Here is a 14,782-nt window from a genome sequence, read left to right on the forward strand (position 1 = left end):
TGCCGCAGACCCTATTGCGGGGGTACGACAATTCCGCTCGGCAGACCATTCGGTTCAGTGGTTTCCCCAGGAGGAAGGGGAATTTCACCAACCCAGCGCTGTCACCTCGGTCAGCGCCGCCCGCACGCGGACGTGCCGCGAGGTGGCAGGCCACAGGCGGACGGTGGTGGTCGCGGTGTCCGGGAAGGTGCCCGAAGCCACCGGGCTGCCCCACGACGTGCCGTCCGTGCTCAGGTGCACCTCGTATGATCCGGACTGGCGGGGCTTGCAGGTGACCGCGGTGACCGTCCGCTCGCGGCCGAGGTCCACGCGGACCTCGCCGGTGGCGACCTGTGAAGTCCCGGCGAGCGCGACGGACCCCATGACCGGGTCGGACGTGCTCTCCGCGCCGGTCTCGCAGTGGCCCGCGAAGCGCCTGGCGAAGCCGTCCGGGCCGGACGCGGTCAGGTCGTACCAGCCGGACGTCCTGCCCACCGAGAACCAGTCCTCGGTGCTGGCGCCGGGTGCGAGGGTGTACGTCCACGGGCCGCCCGCGCGGTTGCCCGCGCGCACGGTCAGCGTGCACGACGCGCCGCCGGTGTTGGTCATCCTCAGCCACACCAGGCCGTCGGCGGGGGCGTGGCGGAGCGTCACCTCCGGGTTCGCGCCGCCCGCGGTGGCGGTGACCCGGTTGCCCGCGAAGCGGCGGAGGAAACCGTTGGGGCCCAACGCCGTCAGGTCGTAGGCGCCGGTCGGTGACCCGGCCTGCCAGTAGTCGGTCAAGGTCCGGCCCGCCCCGACGGTGTAGCGCCACGGGCCGTCGGTGCGGAAAGCGTTGGCGTAGACGTAGAAGTGCGCGCCCGCAGCACCAGCGGAGGCGAAGTCGATCCAGAACTTCTCCGCCGTCACGCGGCCGGACGCCGACAGGTCGTAGGGCAGCGGCCGGGCCGGGCGCACGCCGGGTTCCTGCACGGGCATGACCTGCGTGCCGGGCGGGGTGGGTGAGGTGGGGCGCGGGCCGGACGTGGGCACGGGTGGGGGCAGCGGCGGGTAGCCGCCGGTCGCGGACAGGTCCAGCGCGGAGGTGAGGTCGCCGCACACCGCGCGCCGCCACGGGGAGATGTTCGGTTCGGCGACGCCGGTCCAGCGTTCGAGCAGCCGCAGCACGGAGGTGTGGTCGAACACCTCGGAGCACACCTTGCCGCCGCGGCTCCACGGTGAGACGACGAGCAGCGGCACGCGCTGGCCGAGCCCGATGGGCCACCCGTCGTAGATCTCGTCGGCCACCGCCGCGGTCGACAGGCCCTGCGACGGCGACGCCGGCGGCGCGGGCTGCGGGACGTGGTCGAAGAACCCGTCGTTCTCGTCGTAGTTGAGCAGGAACACCGTCTTCCGCCACACCTCCGGGTTGGCGGCGAGCGCGTCGAGCACCTGCTTGACCAGGTCGGCCCCGGTGTTCGGCCCCCAGTCCGGGTGCTCGCTCTGCGATTCCGGCGCCACGACCCACGACACGGCGGGCAGCCGCCCAGCGGCGACGTCGGCGCGGAAGACCGGCGCCAACTGCCCGGTGCGCTGCCGCGCCAGGCCCCGGTCGTACAGCGACCGGTCGGCCGCCGACAGCGCCGCCACGCCCTTGTCCAGTTGCGCCAGCAGTTCCTCGCGTCGCGCGGCCGACGCCGACGCCACGTCGTAGTAGAAGTACTCCAGCTTCGAGTAGGGCTTGCCCGCCCCGTCCTTGGTGGCGGCCAACGCCTTGCGCCCGACGGCGAGGAACGAGGCGAAGTAGTCCAGGGAGTTGTCGCCGTAGTTGTCCCACTCCTGGTAGACCCGCCAGCTCCGCCCGGCCTGCTGGAGCCGCTCGGCGTAGCTGGTCCACGTGTAGCCGGTGTGGCCGGGGTTCTGCCAGCTATCGTTGCCGATGGCGCGCTTCGTGGTGCCGGGCTCGTAGCCGATGGTCCCGGAGAACAGGTAGAAGCGGTTGGGGTTGGTGGGACCGGCCTCGGAGCAGTGGTAGGCGTCGCAGATGGTGAAGGCGTCGGCGAGCGCGTGGTAGAACGGCAGGCCCGCGCGGTCCAGGTGGGTCATGGTGCGCACGCCCTTCTGCGCGACCCACTGGTCGTGCCGACCGTCGTTCCACGCCCGGTGGCTGTCGCCCCAGCCGTGGGGCGTGCCGGACATGAACTCGTCGCCGACGCGGTACGGCAGCAGGTGCCCGCCGCCGTTGGGCTGGCGGAACACCGAGCCACCGCCGGGCAGGGTGATGGCGGCGGGGTCGTTGAAGCCGCGAACGCCGCGCAGCGTGCCGAAGTAGTGGTCGAACGACCGGTTCTCCTGCATGAACACCACGACGTGCTCGACGGCGTCCAACCCTCCCGCGGGCACCTCCATCGCGAGCGCCCGCCGCAGGCTCACGGGCAGCAGGGCCAGTCCTGATCCGGCGGCGGCGGCTTTGAGCAGGGAACGGCGATCCATCGTCATCTCCTCGTCCAGGGCGCAGGGCGGCGCTGGGCGATGCTGACCGCACAGGGTTAATCGGACGTTACCAGCGGTGATCACGGACGAACAGCCTCGGTGACAACCCGTCGGTGTCAGCCGAGCCGTTCGACGATCGTCACGTTGGCCTGGCCACCGCCCTCGCACATCGTCTGCAAGCCGAACCGGCCCCCGGTGCGTTCGAGCTCGTGGACGAGGGTGGCGCACAGCTTCGTGCCGGTCGCGCCGATCGGGTGGCCCAGCGCGATGGCTCCCCCGTTGACGTTGACCCGGTCCAGGTCCGCGCCCGTCTCCTTGGCCCAGGCGAGCACCACGCTGGCGAACGCCTCGTTCACCTCGAACAGGTCGATGTCGCCGATGCTCATCCCGGCGCGGTCCAGCGCGTGCCTGGTGGCCCGGATCGGGCCGGTGAGCATGTACACCGGATCGGAGCCGCGGGCCGACAGGTGGTGCACCCGCGCCCGCGGGATCAGGCGGTGCTGCCGGACGGCGCGCTCCGAGGCGACCAGCACGGCGCTCGCGCCGTCGGAGATCTGGCTGGCCAGCGCGGCGGTGGTCCGACCGCCCTCCCGCAGCGACGGCAGCGTCGCCATCTTCTCCACGCTGGTGTCCGTCCGCGGGCACTCGTCGTGCGCGACGCCGTCGACCGGGGCGATCTCGCGGTCGAACCGGCCCTCCTTGATCGCGGTCACCGCGCGCAGGTGGCTGGTGTAGGCGAACTCCTCCATCACCTCGCGGGACAGGTCCCAGCGCGTGGCGATCAGGTCGGCCGCGCGGAACTGGGAGATCTCCTCGTCGCCGTAGCGGTGCTCCCACCCCCGGCAGCCGCTGTACGGGTCGTCGAAGCCGAACTGCGCGCCCACGGTCATCGACGCGCCGATCGGGATCCGGCTCATGCTCTGCACGCCGCCCGCGACGACGAGGTCCGCGGTGCCGCTCATCACCGCCTGCGCGGCGAAGTGCAGCGCCTGCTGGCTCGCCCCGCACTGCCGGTCGACGGTCACCCCCGGCACCTGCTCCGGGAACCCGGCGGCCAGCCACGCCGTCCTGGCGATGTCGCCCGCCTGCGGCCCGACGGTGTCCACGCAGCCGAACACGACGTCGTCCACGTCGATCGGGTCGACGTCCACGCGGTCCAGCAGCGCGGTGATCACGTGAGCGCCCAGGTCCGCCGGGTGCAGGTGGCTCAGCGCGCCCCCGCGTCGGCCGACCGGGGTGCGCACGGCCTCGATGATGTACGCCTCGGACACGCCACTCCTCCTCTACCTCTTGGTGTTCCTCCTGCGCCGCGTCGAGATGCCGTCCAGCAGGATGCCCAGGTACTGCTCGGCGACGGCCCGCGCGGACAGCCCGCCGCCGGGCCGGTACCAGCGCACCGCGACCCACACGGTGTCCCGGATGAACCTGTACACCAGGTCGACGTCGAGGTCCGAGCGGAAGTCACCCGCTCGGACGCCGTCCTCCAGCAGGACGGTCCACATCTTCCGGAACTCCGCCCCGCGGTCGCGCAGGTAGGAGAACCGCTCGAACTGGGCCAGGTGCTTGGACTCGTTCTGGTAGATCGCCACCTCGGCGTGCCGGTGGTCGATGGCCTCGAACGACGCCACGACGATCGCGTCCAGCGTCGCGCGCGGCCCCAGCTCGGCGTCGACGATCTCCTGGTACCTCGTGAACAGCTCGTCCAGGAACGTCCGCAGGATCTCGTCGACCATCGACTCCTTGGAGTCGAAGTGGTGGTAGAGGCTGCCGGACAAGATGCCCGCCGCGTCCGCGATGTCCCGCACCGTCGTCGGCACGAACCCCCGCTCGGCGAACAGGTCCGCCGCCAACGCGAGCAGCTCCGCCCTGCGCACGGATCGACTCATCCCGGTACCTCCACGACTCTCACGGGTGCTGGCTGCTCACCGACACGACCTCGCCCGTGAGGTACGAGGAGTAGTCGCTGGCGAGGAACACGATCACATTCGCCACCTCCCACGGTTCGGCGGCCCTCCCGAAGGCCTCGCGGCCGGTCAGCTCGGTCAGCAGCTCCTCGCTGGTCACCTTGCTCAGGAACGGGTGCATGGCCAGGCTCGGCGCGACCGCGTTCACCCTGATCCCGTGCGCCGCGACGTCGACCGCCGCGCACCGGGTGAACGCCATGACGCCCGCTTTCGCGGCGGCGTAGTGCGCCTGACCGGCCTGCGCCCGCCACCCGATCACCGACGCGTTGTTGACCACGACCCCGCCGCCCTGGGCGACCATCTGCTTCAGCACCGCCCTGGTGCAGCGGAACGTGCCGCTCAGCGTCACGTCCAGGACCCGCGACCACTCGTCGTCGGTCATGTCCAGCACGGACTTCTCGCCGCCGAGCCCGGCGTTGTTGACCATCACGTCGAGCCTGCCGTACCGCTCCACCGCGCCGGAGACCAGCGCTTGGACCTGGTCCTCGTCGGTGACGTCGCAGACCGCCGACCACACCCGGTCGCCGTGCAGCGCCGCCAGCCGGTCGCGGGTCTCCCCGAGGCGCCGCTCGTGCCAGTCGCTGACGACCACGCTCGCGCCCTCGTCCAGGCAGCGCTCGGCGGTGGCCGAGCCGATTCCCGTGCCCGCCGCGGCGGTGACGACGACGACCTTGCCCGCGAGCAGGTCGTGGCCGGGCGGGCAGACGGGCGTCACGGGCGGGTCTCCTTCGGCAGGCCGAGGATCCGCTCGGCGATGACGTTGCGCTGGACCTCGTCGGACCCGCCGTAGATCGTGTCCGCCCGGCTGAACAGGAACAGCCGCTGCCACTCGTCCAGGCCGTCGGGGGCGACCATCGACCGGGCGCCGAGCACGTCCACCGCCAGCTCCCCGAGCGAGCGGTGCCACCCGGCCCAGAACAGCTTGGTCACCGACGCCTCCGGCCCCGGCGGCCCTCCCAGCGTGCGCAGGGCGTGCGAGCGCATGACGTGCAGCCCGATCCACGCCCTGGTGAGCCTGTCGCGCAGCACCGGGTCGCAGTCGGGCCCGGCCAGCGCGGCGATGCCGTCCCACTGGCGGCGGAACCCGACCTGCTGGCCGAGCGTCGCCACGCCCCGCTCGAAACCCAGGGTGGCCATGGCGATCCGCCACCCGTCGCCGACCTCGCCGATCACGTTCCCGCGCGCCGTGCGGGCGCCGTCGAAGAACACCTCGTTGAACTCGGACGTGCCGGTGAGCTGCTGGATCGGCCGCACCTCCACCCCCGCCTGGCGCATGGGCACCAGCAGGTACGACAGGCCGCGGTGGCGCTTCGACCCCGGTTCCGTGCGCACCAGCGCGAAGCACCAGTCGGCCACGTGCGCCAGCGACGTCCACACCTTCTGGCCGGTGATCACCCACTCGTCGCCGTCGAGCACCGCGCTCGTGCCGACGGAGGCCAGGTCCGAGCCCGCTCCCGGTTCGGAGTAGCCCTGGCACCACAGCTCCTCGACCCGCGCGATCGGCGGCAGGAACCGCCGCCGCTGCTCGGGCGTGCCGAAGGCGATCACCGTCGGACCGAGCAGCTCCTCGCCGAGGTGGCTCACCCGAGCGGGCGCGCCCGACCGGGCGTACTCCTCGTGGAACACCACCTGCTGGTCCAGGGGAAGGGCCTTGCCGCCGTGCTCGACCGGCCAGCCGAGACACGTCCACCCGGCGGCGGCCAGGTGCCTGTCCCACGCGACGCGCCGGTCGAACTCCTCGTGCTCGCGCCCCGGTCCGCCGAGGCCGCGCAGCCCTTCGAACTCGCCGGAGAGCGCGGTGGACAGCCAGTCCCGCACCTCGCGGCGGAAGCTCTCCTCGCGCACGAGCACCTCCGGCGTCTGGCCAAGTGGTCGGCTTCCTGCGTAGGCTACCCTACCAAGCACTTGCTTTGGAGTCGTGATGGACCTCGAACTCGGCAAGCACACCATCCCCGCCGCGCTGGACGCGGCCGCGGCGCGCTTCGGCGACGCGGAAGCGTTGGTGGACGGGGACATCCGGCTCTCGTGGACCGAGCTGCGCGAGCGCGTCCGCACGGTCGCGCGGGCGTTCACCGCGCTGGGCGTCGGTGCGGGAGACCGGGTCGCGCTCTGCTCCCCCAACACCCACCACTGGGTCGTCGCCGCGCTCGGGGCGCTGCACGCGGGCGCGGTGCTGGTGCCGGTCAACACCCGGTTCACCGCGGCGGAGACGCTCGACGTCCTGCACCGCAGCCAAGCCCGCGCGCTCGTGGTCGTGGGGCTGTTCCTGGACGCCGACCGGCTCGCCCGGCTCCGCGCCACCGGCCGGGAACTGCCCGAGGTGCTCGTGCGGATCCCGACCGTCGACGAGCCCCGCGCGGACGGCGTGGTCGAGTGGGCCGACCTCGACCGGATCGCCGAGGACGTCCCGCTGGAGGTGGTCCTGGGGCGCGCGAACGCGGTCACCCCGGACCAGGTCGCCGACGTCCTGTTCACCTCTGGCACGACCGGGCGCAGCAAGGGGGCGATGAGCGCCCACCGGCAGTCGATCGGCGTCGCCGAGGCGTGGGCCGAGCGCGGCGACCTCACCCGGTCGGACCGCTACCTCGTCGTGAACCCGTTCTTCAACAGCTTCGGCTACAAGGCGGGGATCCTGGCGTGCCTGCTGCGCGGCGCGACAATCGTGCCGCAGCGGGTGTTCGACGTCGACGAGTCCATGCGACTGGTCGAGCTGGAGCGCGTCACCGTGCTGCCCGGACCGCCGACGATCTACCAGACGATGCTCGACCACCCCGGCCGTGCCGAGCGCGACCTGTCCAGCCTGCGCCTGGCGGTGACGGGGGCGGCGGTCGTGCCCGTCGCGCTGGTCGAGCGGATGCAGCGGGAGCTCAGCTTCTCGTCGGTGCTCACGGCCTACGGCCTGACCGAGGCCGTCGTGGCGACGATGTGCCGGGCGAGCGACGACGCCGAGACCGTCGCCCGGACCTGCGGGACAACCGCGGCGGGCTTCGAACTCCGCTTGGGGGGCAAGGACGAGGTGCTGCTCCGCGGGCCGAACGTCATGCTCGGGTACTTCGACGACCCGGAGGCCACCGCGGCGGCCGTGGACGCCGACGGGTGGCTGCACACCGGGGACGTGGGCCGGGTCGACGAGCGCGGGTACCTCGCCATCACCGACCGGCTCAAGGACATGTACATCTGCGGCGGGTTCAACGTCTACCCGGCCGAGGTGGAGCAGGTGCTGGCCCGGCTGCCCGGCGTGGCGGAGGCGGCCGTGGTCGGCGTGCCCGACGCCCGGCTCGGCGAGGTCGGCGTGGCGCACGTCGTGACGGCGCCCGGCCACGCCCTGTCGGCCGGGGACGTGATCGGGTTCTGCCGCGAGCGGCTGGCGAACTACAAGGTCCCCCGGCTCGTCAAGTTCCCGCCGAGCCTGCCCCGCAACGCCGGGGGCAAGGTCGTCAAGCACCTGCTGCGCAAGGAGGACACGTGACCGTCGTCCAGTACGAGCGGCGCGGCGCCGTCGCCGTCGTGACCATGAACCGGCCCGAGTACCGCAACGCGCAGAACTCGGCGATGACCTACGCGCTCGACGCCGCGTTCACCCGTGCCGTCGACGACGACGAGGTGTCGGTGATCGTGCTGGCGGGAGCGGGCGAGCACTTCTCGGCGGGGCACGACATCGGGTCGCCCGGCCGGGACGTGGACACCTCGTTCGAGCGGAAGTCCGTGCTGTGGTGGGACCACGTGGGCAAGGAGGGCGGGGACCTGCGGTACGCCAGGGAGATGGAGGTGTACCTCGGGATGTGCCGCCGCTGGCGGGAGATCCCCAAGCCCACCATCGCGATGGTCCAGGGCGCGTGCGTCGCGGGCGGGCTCATGCTGGCCTGGGTGTGCGACCTGATCATCGCCGCGGAGGACGCGTTCTTCGCCGATCCCGTGGTGCGGATGGGGATTCCGGGCGTCGAGTACTTCGCGCACCCGTGGGTGCTCGGGCCGCGCGCGGCCAAGGAGGTGCTGTTCACCGGCGACCGGTTCGACGCCCACCGCGCGCGGGAGTGGGGCATGGTCAGCCGGGTGGTGCCGCGCGTCGACCTGGAAGCCGAGGCGCACCGGCTGGCCGAGCGGATCGCCACGATGCCGCGGTTCGGCCTGGCGCTGGCCAAGCGCGCGGTCAACCAGTCCGAGGACCTGATGGGGATGCGGGCGGGCATGGACTCGGTGTTCGGGCTGCACCACTTCGCGCACGCGCACAACGCCGAGGTCGGCAAGGACTCGTTGGCGGGCATGGACGCGCGCGCCATGAAGAAGGCCGGGAGCTGAGCGGTGGACCTCGACCTGGACGACGCGACGCTGGAGTTCCGCGACGAGGTGCGCGCGTGGCTGGCCGAGCACGTGCGGCGACTGTCCTCGATGGACACCGAGGCCGGGTTCGCGGCGCACCGCGAGTGGGAGCGCGAGCTGGCCGACGCGCGGCTGTCGGTCGTGTCGTGGCCGGAGGAGTTCGGCGGCCGGGGCGCGTCGCTGCTGCGGTGGGTGGTCTTCGAGGAGGAGTACCACGCGGCGGGCGCGCCCGGTCGGGTCAGCCAGAACGGGATCTTCCTGCTCGCGCCGACGCTGTTCGCGCACGGGACCCCCGAGCAGCGCGCCCGGCTGCTGCCCGCGATGGCGCGGGCCGACGAGGTGTGGGCGCAGGCGTGGTCGGAGCCGGAGGCGGGCAGCGACCTCGCCGCGATCCGCAGCCACGCCGTGCGCACCGACGGCGGCTGGCTGCTGCGCGGGCAGAAGACGTGGAGTTCACGGGCGGCGTTCGCGGACAAGGGGTTCGGGCTGTTCCGCACGGACCGGGACGCGCCGCGCCACCGCGGGCTGACCTACCTGCTCTTCGACCTGCGGGCGGACGGCGTGACGGTACGGCCGATCGCGCAGCTCGACGGCGAGCCCGGTTTCGCGGAGATCTTCCTGGACGACGTGTTCGTGCCCGACGCCGACGTGCTCGGCGAGGTCGGCGACGGCTGGCGGGTGGCCATGAGCACCGCGAGCAGCGAGCGCGGCCTGTCGCTGCGCAGCCCCGGCCGGTTCACGGCCGCCGCGGGCAGGCTCGTCGACCTGTGGCGGACCTCGCCGGACCGGGCGCTGCGGGACCGGGTGGTCGACGCCTGGATCGGCGCGCAGGCCTACCGGCTGCACACGTTCGGCACGGTCACCAGGCTGGCGGAGGGCGGCGCGCTCGGCCCGGAGTCCAGCGTCACCAAGGTGTTCTGGTCGGAGCTGGACGTGGCGCTGCACGAGACCGCGCTCGACCTGCTCGGCCCTCGGGGCGAGCTGGAGGGCGAGTGGCTGGACGGCTACCTGTTCTCGCTGGCGGGCCCGATCTACGCCGGGACCAACGAGATCCAGCGCGACGTGATCGCGGAACGGCTGCTCGGGCTGCCGAGGGGAGACCGATGAGGTTCGCGCTGTCCGCCGAGCAGGTCCAGTTCGGGGCCGCCCTGCACGACTTCCTGGCCGCGGGCAGGCTTGACCTGGCCGAGATCGGGGTCACGGCGCTGGCCGTGCCGGAGCGGTTCGGCGGGCTGGCCGCCGATCCGGTCGACCTCGTGGTCGCGTTCGAGGAACTCGGCCACCACGCCGTGGCGGGCCCGCTGGTGGAGTCGGTCGTGGTGGTGCCGACGCTGCTGGCCGACGTCGGCGGCGACCGCTGGCTGCCCGACCTGGCGACCGGCAAGACCACCGCGTCGGTCGTGTTCCCGCCGCACGTGCCGTACGCGCACGAGGCCGAGCTGTACTTCCTGCTCGACGGCGAGACGCTGCGGACGGCCGACCCGGTCAAGGAACTGGCCTCCGTCGACCTGGAGCGGCGGCTGGTCGAGGTCGTCGGCGGCACCGCGCTCGGCACGACCACGCGGGCGGGCCGGGCGTTCGACCTCGGTGTCCTCGCCTGCGCCGCGCAGCTCCTCGGGCTCGGCAGGGCGATGCTGGAGATGACCACCGCGCACGCCCGCCACCGCACCCAGTTCGGCAGGCCGATCGGGGGCTTCCAGGCGGTCAAGCACCAGCTCGCGGACGTGCTGATCGGTCTGGAACTGGCCAGGCCGCTGGTGCACGGCGCCGCGGTCACCCTCACCTCCCTGGACGTCTCGGCGGCCAAGGTCGCCGCGGGTGACGCCGCCTACCGCGCCGCGCGCACGGCGCTCCAGGTGCACGGCGCTATCGGCTACACCGCGGAGCACGACCTGGCGCGGTGGCTGACGAAGACACGCGCGCTGGTCGGCGCCTGGGGCGGGCCGTCGACACACCGGGACCGCGTCCTGGAGGCGTTGTGACCACCGAGCGCCTCGCGCTGCGCGACTCCGTGCGGGCCCTGCTGGCCAAGCACTCCGACGTCCGCGCCGCGATGGTGTCGCCGGGCGGCTACGACACCGACCTGTGGGCCCGGCTCTGCGGGGACATCGGCGTGGCCGGGCTCGCCATCCCCGAGGTCTACGGCGGGCTCGGCGCAGGGCTGGCGGAAGCGCACGTCGTGCTGGAGGAACTGGGACGCACGCTCACCCCCGCGCCCCTGCTCGGCTCAGCCGTCGTGGCCGCCCAGGCGCTGCTCGCCACCGGTGACGAGCGGGCGTGCCACCGGTGGCTGCCGGGGATCGCCGACGGCACCACGATCGCCGCGCTCGCCTGGGCCGGCGCCGACGGCCGGTGGGACCCCGACGACGTCGCCGTGACGGCGTCGGACACGCTCGACGGCACGGCGCACTACGTGCTCGACGGCGACCTGGCGGACGTGCTGCTGGTGGCGGCTCGGGCTTTCGACGGGACCACCCTGTGGGAGGTCGACCCGGCGCAGGACGGGGTGGCGCGCGAGCACGTGCCGACGATGGACCCGACCCGCCGCCTGGCCACCGTCACGCTGACCGGCGCGGTCGGCCGCCGCCTCGGCCCGGCGGCGCTGCCGCACGTCCGCGACGTCGCCTGCGCCGCGCTGAGCGCGGAACAGGTCGGCACCGCGGCGCGCTGCCTGGAGCTGACGGTCGAGCACACCAGCACCCGAGTCCAGTTCGGCAGACCCATCGGCACCTTCCAGGCCCTCAAGCACCGGATGGCCGACCTGCACGTCCTCGTCGAGACCGCCCGATCGGCGTCGGGAGCCGCCGACGACCCGGTGTCCACGGCGGTCGCCAAGGTCCACTGCTCGGAGGCGCTGTGCCGGGTGGCGGCCGAGATGGTCCAGTTGCACGGCGGCATCGCCATCACCTGGGAACACGACGCGCACCTGTACTTCAAACGCGCCCACGGCAGCGCCCTGCTGTTCGGCGGCCCGGCCGAGCACGTCCGGCGGCTGGCGGGTCAGGTGTTCTGAGCAGCGTGGTCCTACCTTCTCAGCCGGTCACAGGTCAGCGATCCCGCCAGGCGAGAGGTGACGTCGTCAGCGCCGCGTCCGCGATGGCCTTTGCGGTGTCGGTGTGCAGTCCTCGCCGCGACGAGTCGATCCACCCCTGCACGTGCTGATACCCCGACGACCGGTACTCCACGGCTTGGACCAGGCATTCGAGCTTGTCCGCGTCCTTCGCGCACCGAGCCTCCGCGGTCGACTGCGACTCGTACTCCGCGACCGCCTCACTCACCGTCTTCGCCGCCGCCTCGGGCATCCGCGCGACCTGGTCCGCCGTGATCGCCTCCGGATCCGCCTTGCCGAGATACGGACGAGCAGTATGCGGAACATCTCCCGTCCGGGTCTCCTGGGAGTCGTGCCATATCGCCAGGAACGCCGCTCGCGCCGGATCGGCACCTTCCTGCGCGGCGATCAACGAAGCCAACTGGGCCACCCGAAGACTGTGCTCGGCGACCGACTCGGGATCGCGCACGCCAACGTGCCACCAACCCGCTCGCCGCATCCGCTTCAGGATGCCCATCTCGAACACGAACCCGGCGATCCCAGCAGCACTTCGGTCGGCGGAGTCCTCAGTCACTTCGGTGGCCCTTCCTAGCGCTCGGCGAGTCGAATCGCGTACCCCACGCTAGCCAACTCCTGCCGGGTGCGAGCGGGGAGATCCCCGCGATCCACTTCGCCCAACTTCTCGCTGGCCAGCGCGCGGAGTGCGGGTCGTGAGTCGAGGAGCCTCGGACGGGCCAACACCAGCGACCAGAGCGTGTGGACGTTGAGTTCGATGTGGTCGGATGTCGGACGCAGACTGGCGAGCAGGTGCTCGAACAGGTGGGCCCCCTCCCACGTCGTCAGGCGGTCGGGAGCCATGAACCCGTCGTCGGCCAGCCCCGTCGACACGAAAGCAGCCAGGGGTTCCCTGTTCCCGGTGGGGGCCAACGCCACCGCGGATGAGCGCACGGCCAACCAGGAAGGCACGTCGTCCGCCCGGCCCACCGCACGCACAGCGCGCCTTTGCTCGTCCATCAGCCAAGCGATCGTTTCCGGACGCTCGTCGAACCCGATCAGGTAGATCGCCTGACGCCGGAGCAAAGCCGTCTCTTCTTTGCGATTGGCCGTTCGGTGCAGATCTGGTGTTGACGGCGGAACGAACACGGGCCGCCGCACTCGTCGGCTACCACCCTGTGGCCGTGCCGAGCCTGCTGCGGACCGATCGAGCCGTGGAATTTCCGGCTCAGGCCGAGTTCTTCGTGGGCGAGGAGACGGAGCGGCGGACGACGTCAGAGCAGGTGCTCCACCTTCTGCTGGTGCCCGCGAAGGTCCGGGTCGTTCCGGCAAGGCAATGCCGTTGCTGTTCGCCACCTGACCGAGATTGCTTGCGACGTCAACTGATCTCGCGAACTACTGGCTACGACCTAGGTGTTCGATTCCGTGAAGATCATGTGACGTGGCCCGGTGGATTGCCAGAAGAGAAGGGCATCCAAGATCGATGTGTGAGCGAAAATCAGGCGATCACCGTGAACGCCGCTGATCCAGCCCTCAGATCCAGTCCGACTGCCGGGGCCAGGTGAGGAGGGCGTCCAGGACCTCGCCGGTCCAGCCGCGGTCGTCGGGCGGGGTGGTGTCGGTCGCGGCGTAGTGGCCCCGGTAGAACAGCAGCGGGCGTTCGTCGCGGTGTTCTCCCAGGTCTACGACGCGGCCGATGACGACGTGGTGGTCGCCCGCGTCGTGCACGGCCTCGACCGTGCAGTCCACCCAGGTCAGCGCCCCGTCCAGCACGGGAGCGCCGGTCGACGACGGGGTCCAGGGGACGGTGTCGAACTTGTCCGCCCCGCCGGTGCCGAAGACCGTCGACACCGCGCGCTGGCCCTCCGCCAGCACGTTCACGCAGAAGTGGCCCGCCCGTTCGATGACGGGCCAGCTCCGCGAGGACTTGGCCGGGCAGAACAGGACCAGCGGTGGGGCGAGGGACAGCGCGGCGAACGCCTGGCAGGCGAACCCGACGGGCTGGTCACCGTCCACACTGGTCACCACCGTGACGCCCGTGCAGAAGTGGCCCAGCACCGTCCGGAACCGGGCGGCGTCGAACCCGCTGCGCACGGTCACTTCCGCGCCCCGACGCTGAAGTCGTGGCCCCACAGGCTGACCGCCGTGCTCTCCCGCGCGATCCACTCCTCGTCGGACACCTGCCTGCCCTCGGTGCCGAACTCGATGTCGAACCCGCCGGGCGACTTCATGTAGAACGACAGCATCAGGTCGTTGACGTGCCTGCCCAGCGTCGCGGACAGCGGCACCTTCCGGCGCAGCGCGCGGTCCAGCGTCAGGCCGACGTCGTCGGTCTCGGCCACCTCGACCATCAGGTGCACGATGCCGCTCGGCGTCGGCATCGGCAGGAACGCGAGGCTGTGGTGGCGGGAGTTGCAGCCGAAGAAGCGCAGCCACGCGGGCGGCCCGTCGGCGGGTCGGCCGACGAACTGCGGCGGCAGGCGCATCGAGTCGCGCAGCCGGAACCCGAGCACGTCGCGGTAGAACGCCAGCGCCGCCGCGTCGTCGTGGGTCGACAGCACGACGTGCCCGAGCCCCTGCCCCTCGGTCACGAACCGGTGCCCGTACGGGCTGACGACCCTGCGGTGCTGGAGCGCGGCCCCGTGGAAGACCTCCAGCGTGTTGCCGGACGGGTCGTCGAACCGGATCAGCCCGGTCACCCGGCGGTCGGCCAGGTCGGCGTCGTCGCCCTCCTTCACCGTCACCCCGGCGGCGGCCAGCCGCTCGCCGACCTCGACCAGCTCGGCCTCGTTGGCCACCTCCCAGCCGGACTGGGCCAGCCGGTCGTGCTCACCGGGGAAGACCACCAGCCGGGCCGGGAAGTCGTCCATCCTCAGGTACAGCGCGGCCGGGTCGGCGCCTTGGCCCTCGACCATCCCGAGTACCTTCAGCCCAAACTCGCGCCACCGGTCCATGTCGGTCGCCTCGATGCGGAGGTAGCCGAGCGAACGGATTCCCATGCCTG

General features: G+C 72.2%; 14 protein-coding genes. 5 read left to right on the forward strand and 9 right to left on the reverse strand.

The genetic code is table 11. From position 1 onward, the window contains the following. Positions 1-84: 84 nt before the first annotated feature. From NZH93_RS27400 to NZH93_RS27420, 5 genes are all read right to left on the reverse strand, one after another. On the reverse strand, positions 85-2,451 hold the full coding sequence (locus NZH93_RS27400) for a phosphocholine-specific phospholipase C (protein WP_259626087.1): 2,367 nt from the start codon (positions 2,449-2,451) through the stop codon (positions 85-87). A gap of 116 nt (positions 2,452-2,567) precedes the next feature. Next, a complete protein-coding gene (locus NZH93_RS27405) occupies positions 2,568-3,722 on the reverse strand; it encodes an acetyl-CoA C-acetyltransferase (protein ID WP_259626088.1) in 1,155 nt (384 codons plus the stop codon). Between the two features lie 12 nt (positions 3,723-3,734). Next, positions 3,735-4,337 (reverse strand): TetR/AcrR family transcriptional regulator, encoded by a 603-nt coding sequence (locus NZH93_RS27410; protein WP_259626089.1) that lies wholly within the window; start codon positions 4,335-4,337, stop codon positions 3,735-3,737. A 19-nt stretch (positions 4,338-4,356) separates the two neighbouring features. Continuing rightward, a complete protein-coding gene (locus tag NZH93_RS27415) occupies positions 4,357-5,130 on the reverse strand; it encodes an SDR family oxidoreductase (protein ID WP_259626090.1) in 774 nt (257 codons plus the stop codon). After that, complete coding sequence (locus NZH93_RS27420; protein WP_259626091.1) at positions 5,127-6,260, reverse strand: acyl-CoA dehydrogenase family protein; 1,134 nt, start codon at positions 6,258-6,260, stop codon at positions 5,127-5,129. Before NZH93_RS27420 ends, NZH93_RS27415 begins: the two co-directional genes overlap by 4 nt. Positions 6,261-6,336: 76 nt before the next feature. Between NZH93_RS27420 and NZH93_RS27425 the strand changes: the two genes are divergently transcribed. From NZH93_RS27425 to NZH93_RS27445, 5 genes are read left to right on the forward strand one after another with little or no spacing between them, the layout of a single operon-like run. Continuing rightward, on the forward strand, positions 6,337-7,884 hold the full coding sequence (locus NZH93_RS27425) for a FadD3 family acyl-CoA ligase (protein WP_259626092.1): 1,548 nt from the start codon (positions 6,337-6,339) through the stop codon (positions 7,882-7,884). Continuing rightward, positions 7,881-8,714, forward strand: coding sequence for an enoyl-CoA hydratase (locus NZH93_RS27430; RefSeq protein ID WP_259626093.1), 834 nt, complete (start codon positions 7,881-7,883; stop codon positions 8,712-8,714). Before NZH93_RS27425 ends, NZH93_RS27430 begins: the two co-directional genes overlap by 4 nt. 3 nt (positions 8,715-8,717) lie before the next feature. Beyond that, positions 8,718-9,842: an acyl-CoA dehydrogenase family protein gene (locus NZH93_RS27435; RefSeq protein WP_259626094.1), complete on the forward strand. Its 1,125-nt coding sequence runs from the start codon at positions 8,718-8,720 to the stop codon at positions 9,840-9,842. Then, positions 9,839-10,717: an acyl-CoA dehydrogenase family protein gene (locus tag NZH93_RS27440; protein ID WP_259626095.1), complete on the forward strand. Its 879-nt coding sequence runs from the start codon at positions 9,839-9,841 to the stop codon at positions 10,715-10,717. Before NZH93_RS27435 ends, NZH93_RS27440 begins: the two co-directional genes overlap by 4 nt. After that, a complete protein-coding gene (locus NZH93_RS27445; protein ID WP_259626096.1) occupies positions 10,714-11,748 on the forward strand; it encodes an acyl-CoA dehydrogenase family protein in 1,035 nt (344 codons plus the stop codon). The genes NZH93_RS27440 and NZH93_RS27445 overlap by 4 nt, the downstream gene beginning before the upstream one ends. A 34-nt stretch (positions 11,749-11,782) precedes the next feature. Here the strand turns inward: NZH93_RS27445 and NZH93_RS27450 are convergent, their stop codons facing one another. The 4 genes from NZH93_RS27450 to hsaC form a co-directional block, all read right to left on the reverse strand. After that, positions 11,783-12,301 carry an HD domain-containing protein gene (locus tag NZH93_RS27450; RefSeq protein ID WP_259626204.1) on the reverse strand — a complete coding sequence of 173 codons (519 nt, stop codon included), beginning with the start codon at positions 12,299-12,301 and terminating at the stop codon, positions 11,783-11,785. A 71-nt stretch (positions 12,302-12,372) separates the two neighbouring features. After that, positions 12,373-12,927 carry a hypothetical protein gene (locus NZH93_RS27455; RefSeq protein WP_259626097.1) on the reverse strand — a complete coding sequence of 185 codons (555 nt, stop codon included), beginning with the start codon at positions 12,925-12,927 and terminating at the stop codon, positions 12,373-12,375. A 384-nt stretch (positions 12,928-13,311) separates the two neighbouring features. Next, positions 13,312-13,878 (reverse strand): 3-hydroxy-9,10-secoandrosta-1,3,5(10)-triene-9,17-dione monooxygenase reductase subunit, encoded by a 567-nt coding sequence (gene hsaB / locus NZH93_RS27460; protein WP_308214244.1) that lies wholly within the window; start codon positions 13,876-13,878, stop codon positions 13,312-13,314. Further along, a complete protein-coding gene (gene hsaC, locus NZH93_RS27465; RefSeq protein ID WP_259626098.1) occupies positions 13,875-14,777 on the reverse strand; it encodes an iron-dependent extradiol dioxygenase HsaC in 903 nt (300 codons plus the stop codon). The genes hsaB and hsaC overlap by 4 nt, the downstream gene beginning before the upstream one ends. Positions 14,778-14,782: the final 5 nt, after the last annotated feature.

Source organism: Umezawaea endophytica (genome assembly GCF_025061645.1).
GTDB lineage: Bacteria > Actinomycetota > Actinomycetes > Mycobacteriales > Pseudonocardiaceae > Umezawaea > Umezawaea endophytica.

Bases quoted from the DNA above. Each gene is read 5' to 3' on its own strand.
- NZH93_RS27400 (WP_259626087.1), bottom strand. From the start codon at position 2,451: ATGGATCGCCGTTCCCTGCTCAAAGCCGCCGCCGCCGGATCAGGACTG.
- NZH93_RS27410 (WP_259626089.1), bottom strand. From the start codon at position 4,337: ATGAGTCGATCCGTGCGCAGGGCGGAGCTGCTCGCGTTGGCGGCGGAC.
- NZH93_RS27425 (WP_259626092.1), top strand. From the start codon at position 6,337: ATGGACCTCGAACTCGGCAAGCACACCATCCCCGCCGCGCTGGACGCG.
- NZH93_RS27440 (WP_259626095.1), top strand. From the start codon at position 9,839: ATGAGGTTCGCGCTGTCCGCCGAGCAGGTCCAGTTCGGGGCCGCCCTG.
- NZH93_RS27450 (WP_259626204.1), bottom strand. From the start codon at position 12,301: ATGGGCATCCTGAAGCGGATGCGGCGAGCGGGTTGGTGGCACGTTGGC.
- hsaC (WP_259626098.1), bottom strand. From the start codon at position 14,777: ATGGGAATCCGTTCGCTCGGCTACCTCCGCATCGAGGCGACCGACATG.